General features: G+C 33.3%; 22 protein-coding genes and 1 tRNA gene. 21 read left to right on the top strand and 2 right to left on the bottom strand.

The window, feature by feature from the left end:
* Nucleotides 1-70 precede the first annotated feature (70 nt).
* The 4 genes from tsf to P3G65_RS10595 all read left to right on the top strand — a co-directional run bounded on the left by tsf (nt 71) and on the right by P3G65_RS10595 (nt 4,479).
* Complete coding sequence (tsf, locus tag P3G65_RS10610; RefSeq protein ID WP_003133160.1) at nt 71-1,099, top strand: translation elongation factor Ts; 1,029 nt, start codon at nt 71-73, stop codon at nt 1,097-1,099.
* A 215-nt stretch (nt 1,100-1,314) separates the two neighbouring features.
* Nucleotides 1,315-3,045 (top strand): septation ring formation regulator EzrA, encoded by a 1,731-nt coding sequence (gene ezrA / locus P3G65_RS10605; RefSeq protein ID WP_017369501.1) that lies wholly within the window; start codon nt 1,315-1,317, stop codon nt 3,043-3,045.
* A gap of 337 nt (nt 3,046-3,382) precedes the next feature.
* Complete coding sequence (locus P3G65_RS10600) at nt 3,383-3,757, top strand: hypothetical protein (RefSeq protein ID WP_284071198.1); 375 nt, start codon at nt 3,383-3,385, stop codon at nt 3,755-3,757.
* A 5-nt stretch (nt 3,758-3,762) separates the two neighbouring features.
* On the top strand, nt 3,763-4,479 hold the full coding sequence (locus tag P3G65_RS10595; RefSeq protein ID WP_253019537.1) for a hypothetical protein: 717 nt from the start codon (nt 3,763-3,765) through the stop codon (nt 4,477-4,479).
* 45 nt (nt 4,480-4,524) lie between these two features.
* Here the strand turns inward: P3G65_RS10595 and P3G65_RS10590 are convergent, their stop codons facing one another.
* Together P3G65_RS10590 and P3G65_RS10585 are read right to left on the bottom strand one after the other, a co-directional pair.
* On the bottom strand, nt 4,525-4,923 hold the full coding sequence (locus tag P3G65_RS10590; RefSeq protein ID WP_253019536.1) for a hypothetical protein: 399 nt from the start codon (nt 4,921-4,923) through the stop codon (nt 4,525-4,527).
* 4 nt (nt 4,924-4,927) lie between these two features.
* The gene (locus tag P3G65_RS10585) at nt 4,928-5,254 is read right to left on the bottom strand and encodes a helix-turn-helix transcriptional regulator (RefSeq protein WP_206886726.1); all 327 of its coding nucleotides are present in this window, start codon (nt 5,252-5,254) and stop codon (nt 4,928-4,930) included.
* 760 nt (nt 5,255-6,014) lie between these two features.
* On the opposite strand from P3G65_RS10585, the gene P3G65_RS10580 reads away from it, so the two are divergent.
* The 17 genes from P3G65_RS10580 to P3G65_RS10500 all read left to right on the top strand — a co-directional run bounded on the left by P3G65_RS10580 (nt 6,015) and on the right by P3G65_RS10500 (nt 16,779).
* A tRNA-Trp gene (locus P3G65_RS10580) sits at nt 6,015-6,086 on the top strand.
* A 54-nt stretch (nt 6,087-6,140) separates the two neighbouring features.
* The gene (locus P3G65_RS10575) at nt 6,141-6,461 is read left to right on the top strand and encodes a nucleotidyltransferase family protein (protein WP_284071197.1); all 321 of its coding nucleotides are present in this window, start codon (nt 6,141-6,143) and stop codon (nt 6,459-6,461) included.
* Nucleotides 6,451-6,825, top strand: a complete 375-nt coding sequence (locus P3G65_RS10570; protein ID WP_284071196.1) for a DUF86 domain-containing protein — start codon at nt 6,451-6,453, stop codon at nt 6,823-6,825. The genes P3G65_RS10575 and P3G65_RS10570 overlap by 11 nt, the downstream gene beginning before the upstream one ends.
* A gap of 225 nt (nt 6,826-7,050) precedes the next feature.
* Nucleotides 7,051-7,359, top strand: a complete 309-nt coding sequence (locus P3G65_RS10565) for a helix-turn-helix domain-containing protein (RefSeq protein WP_284071195.1) — start codon at nt 7,051-7,053, stop codon at nt 7,357-7,359.
* Between the two features lie 47 nt (nt 7,360-7,406).
* Complete coding sequence (locus P3G65_RS10560; RefSeq protein WP_284071194.1) at nt 7,407-7,577, top strand: hypothetical protein; 171 nt, start codon at nt 7,407-7,409, stop codon at nt 7,575-7,577.
* 4 nt (nt 7,578-7,581) lie between these two features.
* A complete protein-coding gene (locus P3G65_RS10555) occupies nt 7,582-7,794 on the top strand; it encodes a hypothetical protein (protein WP_284071193.1) in 213 nt (70 codons plus the stop codon).
* 324 nt (nt 7,795-8,118) lie between these two features.
* On the top strand, nt 8,119-8,451 hold the full coding sequence (locus P3G65_RS10550) for a hypothetical protein (protein WP_284071192.1): 333 nt from the start codon (nt 8,119-8,121) through the stop codon (nt 8,449-8,451).
* A 417-nt stretch (nt 8,452-8,868) separates the two neighbouring features.
* Nucleotides 8,869-9,897: an adenine-specific methyltransferase EcoRI family protein gene (locus P3G65_RS10545; RefSeq protein WP_284071191.1), complete on the top strand. Its 1,029-nt coding sequence runs from the start codon at nt 8,869-8,871 to the stop codon at nt 9,895-9,897.
* Entirely contained in the window at nt 9,890-10,960 is a 1,071-nt protein-coding gene (locus tag P3G65_RS10540) for a DNA cytosine methyltransferase (RefSeq protein ID WP_284071190.1), read from the top strand. The genes P3G65_RS10545 and P3G65_RS10540 overlap by 8 nt, the downstream gene beginning before the upstream one ends.
* Nucleotides 10,961-11,418: 458 nt before the next feature.
* Nucleotides 11,419-11,760, top strand: coding sequence for a hypothetical protein (locus P3G65_RS10535; protein ID WP_198495095.1), 342 nt, complete (start codon nt 11,419-11,421; stop codon nt 11,758-11,760).
* Nucleotides 11,761-11,762: 2 nt separating this feature from the next.
* Nucleotides 11,763-12,266, top strand: coding sequence for a hypothetical protein (locus P3G65_RS10530; protein ID WP_240265566.1), 504 nt, complete (start codon nt 11,763-11,765; stop codon nt 12,264-12,266).
* Between the two features lie 16 nt (nt 12,267-12,282).
* Nucleotides 12,283-13,899, top strand: coding sequence for an FtsK/SpoIIIE domain-containing protein (locus tag P3G65_RS10525; RefSeq protein WP_284071189.1), 1,617 nt, complete (start codon nt 12,283-12,285; stop codon nt 13,897-13,899).
* A gap of 350 nt (nt 13,900-14,249) precedes the next feature.
* Nucleotides 14,250-15,554: a replication initiation factor domain-containing protein gene (locus P3G65_RS10520; protein ID WP_284071188.1), complete on the top strand. Its 1,305-nt coding sequence runs from the start codon at nt 14,250-14,252 to the stop codon at nt 15,552-15,554.
* Entirely contained in the window at nt 15,547-15,813 is a 267-nt protein-coding gene (locus P3G65_RS10515; protein ID WP_240265563.1) for a hypothetical protein, read from the top strand. Before P3G65_RS10520 ends, P3G65_RS10515 begins: the two co-directional genes overlap by 8 nt.
* A 29-nt stretch (nt 15,814-15,842) precedes the next feature.
* Nucleotides 15,843-16,103, top strand: a complete 261-nt coding sequence (locus P3G65_RS10510; protein ID WP_270744608.1) for a hypothetical protein — start codon at nt 15,843-15,845, stop codon at nt 16,101-16,103.
* Between the two features lie 124 nt (nt 16,104-16,227).
* Nucleotides 16,228-16,407 (top strand): hypothetical protein, encoded by a 180-nt coding sequence (locus tag P3G65_RS10505; protein WP_265149397.1) that lies wholly within the window; start codon nt 16,228-16,230, stop codon nt 16,405-16,407.
* A gap of 72 nt (nt 16,408-16,479) precedes the next feature.
* Entirely contained in the window at nt 16,480-16,779 is a 300-nt protein-coding gene (locus tag P3G65_RS10500) for a helix-turn-helix transcriptional regulator (protein WP_240265561.1), read from the top strand.
* Nucleotides 16,780-16,801: the final 22 nt, after the last annotated feature.

Below are 16,801 nucleotides of genomic sequence, written 5' to 3'. Positions count from 1 at the left end.
ATGAATAATACAGGCGAGGCCCTACGCCTCCCTGTTTTTTTATAAAATATAATAATAGGAGAATTATACAATGGCAGTAACAGCAGCTCAAGTAAAAGAATTGCGTGAAAAAACTGGTGCAGGTATCATGGATGCTAAACGTGCACTTGTTGAAACTGATGGAAATATGGAAGCAGCCGCTGAGCTCCTTCGTGAAAAAGGTATTGCGAAAGCTGAGAAAAAAGCTGACCGTATCGCCGCTGAAGGTTTGACAGGTATCGCTGTAAATGGTAATACTGCAGCACTTATCGAATTGAACTCAGAAACAGACTTCGTTGCTAAAAATGAACAATTCGTTGCTATCGTTAAAGAAACAGCTGAACTTATTGCAGAGAAAAAACCTGCAACTAATGAAGAAGCTTTGGCTTTGACAACTGCAGAAGGTATCAGCCTTGAAGATTCTTACACACAAGCTACAGCGACAATTGGTGAAAAAATTTCATTCCGTCGTTTCCAACTTATCGAAAAAACAGATGCGCAAACCTTTGGTGTTTACCAACACAACCAAGGTCGTATCGGTGTAGTTACAGTTGTTGAAGGTGGAGATGCTGAGCTGGCTAAAGCAGTTGCAATGCATATCGCTGCGATGAACCCAACTGTTCTCTCTTACAAAGAGTTGGATGCTGAGTTTGTTCATGATGAGTTAGCTAAATTAAACCACACAATCGATGAAGATAACGAAAGCCGCAAATTGGTAAACAAACCAATGCTTCCACATCTTGCCTACGGATCACGTAGCCAATTGACTGAAGAAGTTCTTGCAAATGCTGAAGCAGAAATGAAAGAAGAACTTTTGGCTGAAGGTAAACCAGAAGCGATCTTGGGTAAAATCATCCCTGGTAAAGTTGCAAAATTCATCATTGATAACACTAAAGTCGACCAAGCCTACACACTTCTTGGACAACTTTATGTTATGGATGACAGCAAAACAGTAGAAGCTTTCCTTGAGTCTAAAGGGGCTAAAGTTGTAGCATTTACACGTTACGAAGTGGGTGAAGGTATCGAGAAAGCAGAAAATAACTTCGCGGCTGAAGTTGCTGAAGCAGCAGGTCTTGCTTAATTATAAAAAAAACAGTTCATTAGAGCTGTTTTTTTTATGACTATTTGTGTGAAGCGCTTCTTTTTCATGGTTTTAAACTTATAGTGTGTGTAATCTAAAAAATGTAGAAAAGTGATGTAAAATCAAATATAATGTGCTATAATAAAGAGTGAAACTTTGTATTTAAAAATAAGTTTAAATAAAAAGATAAAATTACCTAAAGTTTTGGAGAGAAGATGTCAAGTACAATAATTATTCTTTTGGGCGTTCTCATAGTGATTGTCGTTGGATTCTATGTATTTTCAATGGTAATGCGTAAGAAAACAGAAAATCGTATTCTTGAGTTGGAAGAGCGCAAAGAGCTGCTTTTTGATTTACCTGTGCAAGAAGAATTAGATGCCGTCAAGAAGATGCATCTCGTTGGACAGTCACAGACCATTTTCCGTGAGTGGAACCAAAAATGGATTGATTTGTCATCAGATTCATTTGCTGATTTAGAAAACCATATTTTTGAAGCTGAGCAATTGAATGACTCCTTCCATTTTTTCCGTGCACGTGAGTCTGCTGATGATAGCGAAGCACAAATCGAAGTTATGGAATCTGAAGTCGAAGCGATTCGTGCAGGTGTTGCAGAGTTGGTCGAACAAGAAAAACGTAATTCGACAAAAATTCAAGAATCTCTTGACCTTTATGAAACACTCCGCGATGAAATCACTGATAACCAAGAAAAATATGGTACAGTTATTGACGAAATTAACCGTCACTTAGCAAACATAGAAACAGAATTTTCACAGTTTGTTACGCTTAACTCAACAGGGGATCCGATTGAAGCAGCCGAAGTGTTAGAAACTGCGGAAGAACATACAATTGCTTTGCGTGCAATTACAGAGCAAATCCCAGACTTGCTTGTTGTTGTCGATAAAGAGTTGCCAAAACAAATTGAAGAGTTAGAAGAAACAGTTCATAAGTTCGAAGAGGAAGATTACGTACTTCCTGCAAGTGTTAACCTTGAGAATGAAATGAAAGCTATCCAAGATGATTTGGAGGAAGCTAAAGCCCTTCTTGACAGTTTTGAACTTGAAGCAACGGAAGCCCGTATTTCTTCAATTAATGACCGTATTAACGGTATTTATGACATTTTTGAGCGTGAATATAAAGCACGTCGTAGCGTAGAAAAACGCGTCAATATTCTCCGAAGCTATATCGAACACACACGTGCAAACAACAAAAACCTCTTGTTAGAAATCGACCACACGATGCAGTCATATTTGCTGTCTGACAATGAAAAAGCAGCTGTACGTAGCTACTCTGAGCATCTTGATATCCTCGAAGGGGAAGTTGACAGTGTGCTTGAAGCAGTTAAAGAAAAACAAAAACCTTACTCTGCTTTAGGTGGAAATGTAAATTCAATTATTGAAGCTTTGGAAGATATCGAAAAGAACCAAATTAGTATTAGTGAAGGACTTGCTAACTTACGTGAGCAAGAAAAAGTTGCACAAGAAGCTGCTGATCGCTTTGACTCAGAATTACGCATCATCAAGCGTTATGTGGAAAAACGTAACCTTCCAGGTTTACCGAAAGATTATTTAGATCTCTTCTTTGCGACAAGTGAGCGCTTAGAAGCCCTCTTTAAAGAATTAGGTAAAGTACGTATTAATATTGATGTAGTGAACCATCAACTTGACACATCTACTCAAGATATGGAAGCCTTGAAAGATGCAACAGATGATTTAGTAGATCATGCCGTTCTTGCAGAACAGTTGATGCAATATGCTAATCGTTATAAAGCAAGTGATGAACGTATTGCTGGAGCCATTGCTCGAAGCTTACAACTCTTTGATCGTGCGCGCAACTATGATGGAGCTTTTAACGAAATTTCAAACGCTCTAGAAATGGTTGAACCAGGAGCAGCAGAACGTATTGCAAATGTATACAATAATCACAAAGAAAAACCAGATTATCGTTAATAAAAAGACGTAAGGAAACTTACGTCTTTTTATTTTATATCATTTTAAAATGTCCTTTCCTAACAAGCTCAAGTCTCGAATAAAAGGACAAATGGTTATTGTATGAAATATGTTATAATAGGCCTTTAACATAAAAAGAGTTTCTATGGCAGTAGATATATGATTTTGGAAAAGTAAATTTGAAACTAACCAAAAAACTAACCAAGCTCGTAAAATAGTGTGTATATAAAATTTATAAAATAAAGGATTGCTGAGATTGAAAACTTTCAGCAATTTTTTACTTTGTAAGTCTTATTATGTTATTATGTAGATAATATAAGTTGGAGGAAAGAATTTAATGAGAAATAAAAAGTGGTATATTATTGGATTAGTAAGTATAATTGTAATTTTATCAGGTGTTTTTTTAGGTCTAAGACAAGTGAAGTCAAATAGTATGAATGGTACATATTATGAATATTATTCTAATGATAAAGTAGGAGGAGAATATTTTAAAGAGGGGGATAAGATTGTTATTAAAGGGGATGTATTAACATATATTCCTGATACTATTGATTCTCCTACTTCTTGGATATTAGATAAGAAACGTAAAACAATGAAATACACTAATGTTGCAGAATATCCATATGACTATAAAGATGATGTTTTTAGTTTTAATAACTTAGATTTAGTTAAAGAAAATTCTAAAACTTATAAAAATAGTAAAGAAAAGTAGTAGATATGGAATTTTGGACAACTTTTTGGACTGCAGTTGGTTCGATTGTAGGAGCATTTGTTCTTGTAGTTACGGTATATCAATTAATACAACAAAACAAAAGGCAAAATGAATTAGATGAACGTCAGAAAAAAATAGAAGAACGTGAAAAATATCAAATTGACTTAAATATTAAGCAATCTTTATTTGAACGAAGAGTTACGAGTTGGAAAATTATTAAAGCGCTATATCTGTCTATCGATGACGAAAATTTTATCCTTAACAAGGAAGATAGTGAGTTTCCAATTTTCATGTATATAAAATTAACTAACAATTATTATTTACAAGATATTGGGAATTCGATTAGGGGGAAAAATGAAAAAGACCATACTTGGCGAAGAAAGCAAGACAGTTTCTTAATGAAAATGAATGATATGACGTTACTTTCTTATGAAATTCCTTTATTGTTTTCAGGAAAAGAAGGGGAGCACATCAGTAATTTTATTAATTCATATAAAGAAATGATTAAAAGTGTACGTAGGTATGAGTGGAATATGGATAATCTGCGAGAGCTATCTGAGCTGGAAAAAGAAGTATTTAATAAACATACCGATGTATCTAAAATAAAATCTCAGAGAGAAGATTTGTATGAACAGTACAAATTACTTTTTGAAATGTATAAAGAGATTAAAGAAAATAAGTATATTGATGAATTGTATCAACAGATAAAATTCACAAAATAAAAAAGAGTGGAATTCAATATCTACTCTTTTTTTGTTACCAAAAATTTAGTATTCAGCTTGATATTTTTTTAAAGCTTCAGAAATTACTGGTTTATAATACTCAGGATCAACTCCAAGATATTCCGCAATTTTTAAATAGTTAGGCTGAGGTATTTCTTCAGTTGCTAGTAAAGATATTAAATCCGCAATTCCATCTTTATTTGCTGAAGCTTCTACTTTAAGTATTTGTAAAGAATTATAAAATCCTATATCGCCATGTCTAACATGTTCTAATTCATGTAAGATTACTTTTAATTCTTCTAATTCAGGAAGTCCTGCTCGAACAATAATATAATCATTTCCGTTATCATGGATATATTTTCCTTTAGATTTTAAAGTTCCTGTATAGTCGTAAAGAAGGGTAACATTTTCGTCTTTACAAAATCGCCATACTTTATGTATCAAAAAATTACTTTCCTTTACTCTCGAGATAATCCTTTATTAAGTTATGGATAATTTCTTTATCCTCATCATCTAGGGGGCTTCCATCAAAACTTTTTGAGTTTTCAATACTTTCATCAAGACGTTTAGAGTCATAATCTTTAGCAGTAGTATTTCCGAGGAGATAATCTGTACTAACATTAAAATATTCCGCTAATTTAGTCAGTTTATCATTACTAGGATTTACTTTTTTATAATGATACATAGAATTTTTGGAATAACCTAAATCGGCTTCGATTTCGTTAAAAGATTTTTTGTTTTCTTTTGCGAGAGATTTTAGGCGTTCGTAAAACATTTTGAGACCTCCTTAAAAATAATAAAAAAATATAGTTATCAGTTGACAAAATTAACCTGTTGCGTTAAAATGATAAATGTAGTTAACGCCAAACGTTAAAAAACTACAAAAAGAATAAGCAAATAGCCCCAGTGAGTGGAGCTTCTTGCAAGTTGTTATTTAATAACATAGAACATTATTATTATAACAATTTTTAAGGAGAAAAGCCAATGGCGACAAATGCTTATAAAGGGTTGCTACTTACAGCACGCTTAGCAGAGCGTAAATTGTTATAGGACGAGAAATGAAGACAGCCACCTAGATTATTCTAGGAGTGTATAAGTTGTACGCTTGAAGAAGTCGGGAAAGTTTTGGGAAGTCAAGTATGCTTAGAGTAACGCTTGCTTCTGTCTAACAGGTAATACAAGGGGTATTATTTCAAGGAAAACAAAATTTTCATTTTAAAACCGATACTGTACCCACTCACAGCTAAGGGGTTATCGCAGTCGCTGTACGAATCCTACCGTCGCCTATTTCTCTATAAGTCTTGAAATAGGTCTTAAGTGGTTGACTGTCGAGATGATAGACAATGGCGGAAGGTTAATAGACGAAAAACTGTCTGTTAACTTATGAATACTTTTTTGGTATTCATTTTAATAGACAATAAGATAAAAAGAAAGCCTTAAAAATTAGGGCTTTTTATTATGAATGAAGTAAAAACTTATATTTTCTTGTGGGTGTGATAATGACTACCTAAGACAAGAGCTATAAGTTTTTTTATGGGTACATAAGATAATGGCTAGTCCGCAAGTCTCCAAAACTTGCTGTGGGGGTTCAAATCCCTCTGTACCTGTTCTACTTTGTGATATACTAAGAGTAGAAAGAGATACTTCTGAAAGGAGACAACATGATTTTAACTATTGAAGAAATTACAGAAAAAGTAGCACCTATTGCGAAAAAATATAATTTGAAAGAAGTTTATTTATTTGGCTCTTATGCAAGAGGTGAAGCAAGAGAAGATAGTGATATTGATTTATTGTATGTGAAATTTGATAATTCAATGTCACTAACAACTAAGTACATGTTGCTTGATGAACTAGAAGATAGTTTAGGAAAGAAAGTAGACTTAGTTTCATTACAGGCTTTTGTAATGAATAAAAAAGTACCAGGCACAGATGAAATCTTAGAAAATATTGAACAGGAGAGAGAAGAAATTTATGCAGCATAACCGTGATTTATACTATTTAGAACAAATGGTATATCATGCAGAGGAAGCTCTTGAATTTTTTAGTCAAATTGATAACTCAGAAGAACGTTTATTTAATGATAGCCTATATCAAAAAGGTATTTCTAAGAGCTTAGAACAAATGGGGGAAATGCTTGCGGTTGGTCGTATTTCTGAGGAGTTACAGGAACGGTATAACTATATTCCATGGCGAGCTATTAAAGGTTATCGAAATATGGGTGTACATGAATATGACCGTATAGACTGGAGCGAGGTTTCAGCATTATTAAAATCAGAGCTAAGAGGTAATATAGCAGATTTACAAATGATTATTCAAAAAGAAAGAATGAGAAATAAACAGCTTTAAGGCTGTTTTTTTTATTGGATTTTTTATGATTTCGAATAGAGAACAGTTATTTATTAATATTGAAAAATTAGAAGATAAAGTACAGAAGTATGAACAACTTTTTTTATTAAATATCTCTGTAGATGTAAATAAAGAAATTAAACAGATTATCTTTCAATTGAAACAGGGATTGTTTATAAATTACTTGGTTCTTTTGATTTCATATAGTTTTTAAAGGAGAATACTATGACATCAATTTCTCAAAATTTAATTGGGTTAAGACGTGCAAGAAGTTTAGAGCGTAAAGAAGTATGCGAAGCTTTAGGACTGCTTCCTACAAGCTATGCAAGATATGAAACAGGCTTACGTGTCCCTGATATAGAATTATTAGGAAAGTTTGCATGCTATTATAACGTTACGATTGATTACTTAACAGGTCACACTGATCTAGTGAGTAAAGAAGAATACTTTCAAGAAGTATTAGAAATGATTGCGGATATGGGCGGTTGTGCAGGAGCTATGGCAAGTGAAGCCTTGAATGCGTGGAGCAAATGAAATTTCCAGTTAGTGAGTGTAAATATTGTGGAGGTAATTACTTTGAAGTGAAGGGAACTACAAAGGGAGTATTTGCAGACTTATATAATTCAGATGGCGAATTTATCAATACTACAGAACCTACGGATAGTTTATCTTATAAGTACGGAAAACGTTGGTTTTGTGCTAATTCAAAATGTGGACGGCAATTGTTTACAGAAAAAGATATTAAGGGGTAAAAAAATGATTGATATAAAAAAACATACAGTAACAGAAGGAAAAACAACTTATGATGTACGTATTTATACTGAATTGAGTAAGTTACCTCATAAATTTATTCAACGAGTGAAGCTCACAAAAGAAGAAGTATTAAAGGTTATTGATACTTATAAGCCATCACCAACTGTATTAAGTCAAAGAATTTATAATAATTTGCTTGGGATTAAGGAGAATTAAATATGGAAAAAGAAGCTATTTCTCATGCCTCAATTTTACGTTATGCTAAACGTTCAGGTATTCTGGGCTTGTTAGAAAAAATGTAGATATTTACAGTTCATTGAATCCTTATTTTATCTACATTATTTTAATATAGAGTTTTCTGTGTTTATATCCTTAAGTGTTTTATCTATAAGATATTTTATTATTACTATTTATAAAGTAGACATAAAAAATCTATTTAAGAAAAGATCTTATTCCTATAGATATGTTATAATTATCATAGTAAGAAGCTGTTGAATTGATATTTCAAAGCAGCGAATAATAATTATATAGGAGAAAACTATGGGTCTATCATTAGAAAATTGGAAGGAACTTTCAGAGAGTGAAAAAATAAAAGTTGTAGAGTTTTTAAAGGATAATTGTCGAATTGATCGTGAATTGGCAGAAGCCCCGGAAAACAAACCTAATGCCTATATTATAAAAGAAGGAGTAACTTCTGGTGGTTTTCCTAAAAAGTATGGAGATCAGTACCGAATTAATATTACGGATATTACTGATATTCCGGAATTTCTAGCAGCTGAATTAAAGGAACCAGGAAAAAGAAATAGAATAGGAGGGTCAAAAGCAATAAGAGAAATCATGGATTTTGGTGGTTTTAGAATTGGAAGAAATTGATTATCTTTCTATTAAGCTTGCGAAAGTATGGTAATAAAATTATAGAAAAAAGTACAAAAAGAAACGAGTTAGCAAATATCTGTCTCGTTTCTTTTTGCATTTTTGACAAAAGAATAAAAATTTTAAAAAATAAACTTAAATTCATGTTATAATGAAAAAATGCTATTGAACCAAAAGTATATGAAGTTAATATTTTTTCGACGAAGTGACTATTGATTATTAAAATAGCAGTATATTAAATAAAATAGATTTAACACTCATAAGTCTCTGCTTAATCTCAAGGTGGATTAAGTTGAAGTTTAAAGGAATAAAATAGTGTTTTAGATATGCTCTGAGTAACATACAGAGTTTTTTGTTGTTTACGAAATTTTTTAATGAAATTAAATATTTTTTAAACGAACAATGAGGTATTGAAGGATGAGAGGAAACTCAATTTTAAATAAAGCAAAGCACTCAGGAAATACTGATGAGTGGTATACAGATTATCAAACTGTAGAAAATGAAGTTAGTAGGTATAAAGATCAGTTTGAAGGAAAAATTGTACTTTGTAATTCAGATGATCCCTTTGAATCGTCATTTTCTAAGTATTTTATAAATAATTTTAATGATTTGAAGTTGAAAAAATTGATATGCACATCGTATAGTTTTTCAAGAATATATGAAATGGTTAATTGTGAAAATGAGTTAGGTATAGAACAGGGATATGGAATGATTGTGGAAAACATTCCTAAGCAATTAAGTCAAAAAGATAATGAAAACTATCTTGTGGATTATATTAAAAAAAATGAAAAATTATTTAAATTAAAAGGAAATGGGGACTTTAGAAGTGAAGAATGTATAAACTATCTAAAGGAATCAGACATTATTGTGACTAATCCACCTTTCTCAAAGTTTTCTGAAATGTTTTCGCTATTAGTAGAGCATAAGAAAAAATATTTGATTATAGGTAATCAAAACGCATTATTATATAAGGAAATTTTTCCGTATATTAAAAATAATTTAGCATGGGTTGGTTATCATTTTGGAGATATGGCTTTTAAAGTACCTAGCGATACTTTACCAAGAAAAACAAGGTTTTGGGAAGATGAAGATGGTCAAAAATGGAGAAGCTTAGGGAATGCTATGTGGCTCACTAATCTTCATGTTAATAAAGAAAATATGAAGTTAGTTTTGAAACACAGATATTTACCAGAACTATATCCCAAATATGATAATTTTGATGGGATTCATGTTTCTAGAGTAGCTGACATTCCTTTTGATTATGAGGGAATTATGGGGGTCCCACTAACCTATATTAAATATCATAATGAGGATGACTTTGAAATAGTTGGAGAAGCAAACCATGGATCAGACAATGAGTATGATTTATTCAAACCAATAGTTAATGGAAAAGAAGTTTTTAAACGCATATTGATTAGAAAGAAAAAGAGAAAAATAAATGTTTAAAATATTAGATTTGTTTTGTGGTGCTGGGGGAATGTCTCATGGAATGCATATGAATCCTAATTTTAAAACAGTAGTTGCAGCAGATATAAATGAGAATCTTGCACAAACTATGAAACAAAATAATATAGATGTTGAATTAATAGTAGGAGATATTCAGGAAAAATCTGTAAAGGATCATATTATTAATCTTTCTCGAGAACGGAAAGTAAATATGGTGATTGGTGGTCCACCGTGCCAGGGCTTTTCACTAAAAGGAAAAAAACTAGGTTTAGATGACCCTAGAAACTTTTTATTTCTAGAATATCTAGATATAGTAAAACAATTAAAACCTGAAGTTTTTGTAATTGAAAATGTAAAAAGTTTACTATCTACTTCAAATGGATGGTTTAAGGATCAAATTCTTACTGCAATTAATGATTTAGGGTATCAAGTATCTGTGGGTATATTAAAAGCTATAGATTATGGTGTTCCACAGAAACGAGAAAGGACAATTTTTTTATGTTCCAAATATAAAAAAATTTCCTTGCCTGCTCCGACTACAAAGGATATTGTTACAGTTAGAGAAGCAATTGGCGATCTTGCTTATCTAAATTCAAATGAAGGTGATTTTGAACAAGAATATATAACTGAAGCAATATCTGATTATCAGAGAATGATGCGATCTAACAGTAAAAAACTTTATAATCACAAAGCTTCTAATCATAGTAATATAGCAATTGAAAAGCTTAAGATGATTCCGGCAGAAAAAGGGAAGGAGTTTTTACCTAAAGAATTATTGGGAAAACAAAAATTTAAAACTACATGGGGAAGGCTAGTGTGGGATGAGCCATCAGGTACAATTGATACTAGATTTGATGCTTCATCAAACGGGAAAAACAATCATCCGTTTTTGCACCGTTCCATTACTCCCAGAGAAGCTGCAAGATTACAATCTTTTGATGATCAATATATTTTTTATGGAAAGAAAGTTGACATAAGGACCCAAATTGGTAATGCTGTACCTCCTCTTATGGCTAAGGCGATAGCAGATCAAATTTATAATACATTAAATTCTCAGAACTAATAGAGAGAACTTGTAAAAAAACTGAGTATCTTATTTAATGTGAATTACTTATTGTGAAGATAGTATTATGATGATTGATAACTGTAGAAAATTCCGATAAAAATTTTAATAATAAAGCAAAATAGATATTTGGAGCTATGACGTACATATATCATAGCTGTGTTTAAGCTTTCTACTTTTTGAAGCTAAAAAAGAGTGCAAATTTTTGCTTCAAAAAGAATAAAAATATACTAATGCGGTGAGCTAATTGCTCATTATTAGTACTTATATTTATATTAAAAATCTACACTATTTTAGTGTAGATTTTTTGCATTTAGGGTCTAAAGAGGTTTTTCCTTTACTTCTAGGGCAAGACACTTATATTGTGGCTATATAAGTAATACAGGTTCGATTCCTGCTAAGTGCTTTGTCAGAAATGACGTTAAACATTAAAAATAAAGAGCATAAGGAGAAAAAATATGCAATTACAAGAAGTTCCTGTAATGGAATTAAAAGAACTCACAAATGATGGTAAGGTCTATGTTTTACCAGAATATGAAACTGTCGCACGTACAGCAGATATGCCTGAACATACAGTTTTCTCAGGCGCAGGTGATGGGGAGAAAAACTTCCATATCGTCTGCTTTGGTAAAGTGCCTAAAAAGGACGAGTTACGAAAAGCCGTTCTTGGTGGATTGGTTGAAATTGAAGTCGAAGGACATGAACCAACACTTATTGATTTTAATTATGCAGAAAATGGTGTTACAAAAAATCAAATGGCTTTACGCTTAAATGAAGTCAAAATCAAAGGAGGAAAATAACAATGGCAAAATACGGACTTAATCAATTCAATCGCACAATTACACAAAACCCTAAAAAACTTTTTGGCACTATGACTTATCTTGGTATTGAAAATATTCCAGAAATGGTTTATTACGATGAAAATGGTGAAAAATTTGAAACACAAAATGAAGAAGGTACACTTAAAGCAGTTCCTACTGGTGAAATTGCTGAAAAGTATATTATGATTGCTTCTCCAAATTATCCAAAACAAATTGATATTAAAGTACCTCTTGACTTTGATGAAAAAACAGTTCCTTTCCGCAGTGAAATTGAACTTGTTGAACCTGTGACAGCTTCTGTATACAAATCAAATCATGAAGTTGTAGGAAATAATGGTCGTGTACAACGTGTTCCTAAAATTACTTTCCCGTTGAAGGCATCAGGTGTTAAAGTTGTGACAGGTTCAAATTCTAATGTAAATACGAACTCTGAACCACCACGTACAAATGCACAAGAAGAGCAGTCTAAGCCAAAAAATAAATAAAGGATAGGAGGGAAACATGAACAAATTGTTTCCAAAAGGTCATCGTTTAAAAAAGCGTGACCGTCGCATTCCTTTAAGATTGTATGCTCTTGTTGCTGTTCCAGTATTTTTAGTGACAGGGGGCGCTAGTGTTGCTCTCTATCTGCTTTACGGAAAAGCTAAAATTGCTCTTGTTGGAGGGCTTTCCTTTGGGCTTATTCTTTTTGGGTTCTTGCTTTCATATTGGCTGTATCGGATTCTCTTGAAAAAGAGTTTTTTCTTTATACGTAAAAATAGGCATTTTCTTTTATGGCGCTTTATGTACCAAAATAATTTCTATTTTACGAAAGAAAGAAACAGTAATAATAGGCAAGGAAAACCTAAAATATATTTTCCTAAGGTTTATCTTAAGCAAGAAAAATATGAGCTTCGAGCAAGTTTTCAACTTGAAGGGATTAAGTTCCAGGAACAATTCCTCAAACTAGGAGGCATACTTGAAACAATGTTCTCAGGTGACCTTATGGGAACTTCGGACGAGAAGGGCTATGTCGTGTACTCTTATGCGATAGACTCTGTACGTAGTCGTATTTCTGCTAAAGATGTTGTGGCGGATGTTAAACAAGGTGTGAAGCTCGCAGAGGGTGTATATTGGGATTTTGTTCATGATCCGCACTTAATTGTCGCAGGTGGTACTGGGGGAGGTAAGACGGTGTTCTTGCGCTCACTCTTGACTGGTTTGTTACGTATAGGTGTAGTAGAAATTCTTGACCCTAAGCAGTCAGATTTTGTAAAGCTAGAAAATCTTAATGTTCTAAAAGGTCGAGTGACCTATACGACAGAAGAAATGGGGCAACGTTTAATTGACCTCAAAGAAGAAATGGAACAGCGTTATGAAATCATGCGCCAAAGATCAGAAGAACAAAATGAGGAAGAATTAGGTGCTTTTTATAAGTATGACATGAAACCTCTTTTTATTTTAATTGATGAAGAACCTTCTCTTGTTTCTGCTTTAGAAGATTTGCCTTATGGCGGTGTGATAGATTCTATGAAAGTCATGAGTGCTTTAAAGCAAATTATTCTTAAAGGACGTCAAGCAGGTGTTTATGTTATTATTTCGACTCAAAATGTGAAAGCTGATGATTTACCTTCAACATTTAAAGATAATATGATGACTCGTATAACTTTAGGTCGATTGGCACAGTTTAGCTATGACACGCTTTATGGTGAAGAGAATAAACAAAAACACTTTAAATACGTTGAAAAAGACGGAGACACAGGTAAAAAGATTTTTGGACGAGGCTATTATGGTATTTTTGGAGGGAGTGCAAGAGAATTTTACGCTCCTTTACTGCCTGACCCTAAAACCTATAGTTTTTATATGGACTTTAAAACCTTGCCACGTATTGAAAAAGAAACGTCACCTATTATTGTAGTTGAGGAAAAATTCACACTTGAAGAAATGGCAAATGAGCTTAATTCTGATGTGAGATTGCTCAAAAAAATAAAAAGTAAACTGATAGAAAATAGCTATGAGTTTGCTTCAAAAGACTACTCCCTGAAAGATAAGGGGCTATTTGAAGAAATTCTTAAAGTGAAGTCAGGTAGTTCTGATACCTTAGAGGACATAGTTTGTAATGTTGTGAGCCAATATTAAAACGGCTCGTCTTTGGCTTCTCTCGAAGTGGCGAAGGTAAGCTATAGACAAAGAAAGCCGATAAAGTGTAGGTTAAACGCTGACGTGGCGAACGAGGGGCGAAAGCCCCGGAGTGAGTGCGAAGCGGAGAACCGTACAAATTTACGGTCTTTTTTTGTCGTGAAGTAGCGGCTGAGTGCGAGAGAAAGAGCCATTAGAAAGAGTCTTAGTCCAGACGTAGTCTGGGCTAAGCAAGTGTTTGCGGTACCCCGTTTGGTAACACGGGGTACAAGTAGTATACCAATACAACAACCTTAGTAGCTTACAGGGTTTATTGAGGTATACCCCTTAAAAATATAGAGAGGTTGAAAGTGGATTTATTAAAAGTTAGAAAGTCTTTTGGGCTTTCTCAAAATGATGTATCAAGAATTATGGGGGTGAGTAAGGGCTTTGTATCGGCTGTAGAAAATGGGCGTAAAACATTAACGGCAGAAAAAGAAGAAAAACTCGTTGCTTACTTGAACATAAAGCCAAAAGCTGATGTGACCGTTTTGATTGACTATTTAAAAATTCGTTTGAAAACTTTTCAATATGAAAATGTTGTAAAAAAACTCCTTCAAATTCCATTGGATAAGTTCAATGTAGGGCGAGGGGGAGGTCAAGGTTATCCTTGCCGTATCGAACATGGCAATATTAAAGTGTATTATCAGATTGAAGATAATGAACATGAAGAAAATATTGATATGGGTGTTCTGATTGAAATGACAGGGAGTGGCTGCCGTTTATTTGAAACGTTCTTAAAAGAGCAGGATCGCACATGGCGAGAATTTCTAAGAGATTGTCGTTCTTATGCAGTAAAGGCGACACAAATTGAAGGTGAAATAGATGAGGAAGCTGTAGAAGATTATCTTAATTTTACTCAGTTTGATATTGCTTTAGATGAACGCTATAACCCTGAATATAATTATGATTTATTCAAATTGTGGGGGAAAGTGAGAAATAATCAAGTCAAAACTTTATTTAAGCACTTTGAACCACATGAAGCATTCTCTCCTGTAGGTGGTCTTTTTCAGTCTAAAGGATTGTCTTTAGCATTTGGTAAAAGAGGTGGCACAATAGCTATGGAGTTTTACGAGAAAGACAAAGAACAAGCACTGAAAAGAGAATTACCTGTAGAAGATGTACAACAAATTTACGGTTTTAAAAATCGGTATGAGGTGCGTTTGAGTCATGATAAGGCAAAACAAGTCATTTATGATTATGCTTTTAAGGAGTCAAACTTATTCGAAGTTGCGGTGTGTATCATTTCAAGTTATCTTACATTTTATGATGATGAAGGAGATTTAGACCGTGAATGGCTCGATGTTTTAGGAAGTTCTAAACGCTATAAGTTCATTACTGAGCCTAAAGAAATTTCACCAGAAAAACGTAGACGTTGGATTACACGTCAACTCTTAAGAGAATTAAGTATTGAATATGCGGTAAACAAGAACACAGGGGTGCATTTTTTAATGGACTCTATAAGAAGTTATGATTTTTCAGAAGAAGAAGAGTTGCGGATTGAGGAAGAAACAAAATATTTGAAGAATAAAGAGTTCCAGTATCAAGCAAGGTCTACTTCTAAGGGTCGTAATCTTCTTGAAGCAATAGGAATGGGGGAAGGTAGAAGTGAGTAGGCAAGAAGAAAATCAAAAGCGAAGAGAATACTCTGACCGCTTAAGACAACATATTGCAAGCCGTCTTGACCTTCCTGAGTGCCAAGAGTTGCGTTTAAAAATAGACTGCCTGTGTTCACGGCATTATGCGCCTGATAGTGAGGAAGCAAGACAATATATTGAAAAAGCAAAAAATTATAGTGTCAAAAGACGACTTCACTTTATTAGGCTCTATCAAAAACGTTATGATGAACTACTTTATAAAGGTTGGGAGGGCTAAAAAATAAAAGAAAATATGAGGTAAATATCATGGCATATAATAAAAAAGAAGCACAAGGTAAAATTCAAAAACTCGGTGAGTTAATGACTGCAAAAAAATATGATGAAGCGTGGACTTCAGCAGGTGATTTAAATGCTTATCTTAAAGCAAATAAAGATGTAATGACAGGTTCAGATTATGAAGCTATCAATGGCATTCTTAAGAACTATTACAATATCAATAACCAACTTGAAGCAGTAGGCAAACGTGCTTATGGCATGGGTCAAAAAGCCCTAAATACTCAACTCTAAAAATCAATGAGGGTGGAGTTCTTTATAAAGAAGTTCTCACAAGTTCAAGGTTCGACTCCTTGTTCTTGTTTTAAAAAATAAAAAAGTTCTTGCAGGGTGCAAGCTAAAAGAAAAAGGAGTAAAAGTGAACATTAACAAATTAGAGGAACTTGAAAAAATTAAAAAATTGGCAAATAAAATTGATTTAGATGTCTTATATCTGGGAGAGAGAAGTTCTAAGTTTGACCGTATGGCATTTATTGCAGGCTCAAAATTAAAGGAAGCACTTATTGCAACAGAAACTGCTTTAAAAACAAAAGAATGATATAATATGCTTTTTCTTGACTTGAAATACAATGCATGATATAATATGCATATAGTAATTAAGGAGGGCATTTTGAATAAGGTAACAGATAAAGAGTGGCAAACAGCGACAAAGGAATTATTTGAAATGGATAAGGACTATAGAGAGGACTGGGCGTTCTCAGAAGCTAAGCGAGAGTTAGCGCTCAATTTGAATACGGCTCGTCTTGAAAAGGGCTTAACTCAACAGGAGCTAGCAGACTTAAGCGGTAAAAAGCGACAAAATATAGGTGCTATAGAACGTGAGAACGTGAACCCTTCGATTAAGTCACTTGCGGAAATAGCTGTAGCTATGAATAAGAAATTAGTTGTCAGCTTTGAAGATATTGATTAAGAAATTATTTTAGGAGAAAATT

The organism is Lactococcus sp. bn62 (assembly GCF_029492705.2).
GTDB classification, from domain to species: Bacteria; Bacillota; Bacilli; order Lactobacillales; family Streptococcaceae; genus Lactococcus; species Lactococcus petauri.
The sequence above is the reverse complement of the archived record's forward strand: the minus strand, read 5'-3'. Positions and strand labels throughout refer to the sequence as shown.

Excerpts from the sequence above, each read along its gene's own strand:
- P3G65_RS10525 (WP_284071189.1), top strand. The coding sequence starts at position 12,283 with ATGAACAAATTGTTTCCAAAAGGTCATCGTTTAAAAAAGCGTGACCGT.
- P3G65_RS10535 (WP_198495095.1), top strand. The coding sequence starts at position 11,419 with ATGCAATTACAAGAAGTTCCTGTAATGGAATTAAAAGAACTCACAAAT.
- P3G65_RS10530 (WP_240265566.1), top strand. The coding sequence starts at position 11,763 with ATGGCAAAATACGGACTTAATCAATTCAATCGCACAATTACACAAAAC.
- P3G65_RS10555 (WP_284071193.1), top strand. The coding sequence starts at position 7,582 with ATGATTGATATAAAAAAACATACAGTAACAGAAGGAAAAACAACTTAT.
- P3G65_RS10540 (WP_284071190.1), top strand. The coding sequence starts at position 9,890 with ATGTTTAAAATATTAGATTTGTTTTGTGGTGCTGGGGGAATGTCTCAT.
- P3G65_RS10565 (WP_284071195.1), top strand. The coding sequence starts at position 7,051 with ATGACATCAATTTCTCAAAATTTAATTGGGTTAAGACGTGCAAGAAGT.
- P3G65_RS10575 (WP_284071197.1), top strand. The coding sequence starts at position 6,141 with ATGATTTTAACTATTGAAGAAATTACAGAAAAAGTAGCACCTATTGCG.
- P3G65_RS10510 (WP_270744608.1), top strand. The coding sequence starts at position 15,843 with ATGGCATATAATAAAAAAGAAGCACAAGGTAAAATTCAAAAACTCGGT.
- tsf (WP_003133160.1), top strand. The coding sequence starts at position 71 with ATGGCAGTAACAGCAGCTCAAGTAAAAGAATTGCGTGAAAAAACTGGT.
- P3G65_RS10570 (WP_284071196.1), top strand. The coding sequence starts at position 6,451 with ATGCAGCATAACCGTGATTTATACTATTTAGAACAAATGGTATATCAT.
- P3G65_RS10595 (WP_253019537.1), top strand. The coding sequence starts at position 3,763 with ATGGAATTTTGGACAACTTTTTGGACTGCAGTTGGTTCGATTGTAGGA.
- P3G65_RS10545 (WP_284071191.1), top strand. The coding sequence starts at position 8,869 with ATGAGAGGAAACTCAATTTTAAATAAAGCAAAGCACTCAGGAAATACT.
- P3G65_RS10600 (WP_284071198.1), top strand. The coding sequence starts at position 3,383 with ATGAGAAATAAAAAGTGGTATATTATTGGATTAGTAAGTATAATTGTA.
- ezrA (WP_017369501.1), top strand. The coding sequence starts at position 1,315 with ATGTCAAGTACAATAATTATTCTTTTGGGCGTTCTCATAGTGATTGTC.
- P3G65_RS10550 (WP_284071192.1), top strand. The coding sequence starts at position 8,119 with ATGGGTCTATCATTAGAAAATTGGAAGGAACTTTCAGAGAGTGAAAAA.
- P3G65_RS10585 (WP_206886726.1), bottom strand. The coding sequence starts at position 5,254 with ATGTTTTACGAACGCCTAAAATCTCTCGCAAAAGAAAACAAAAAATCT.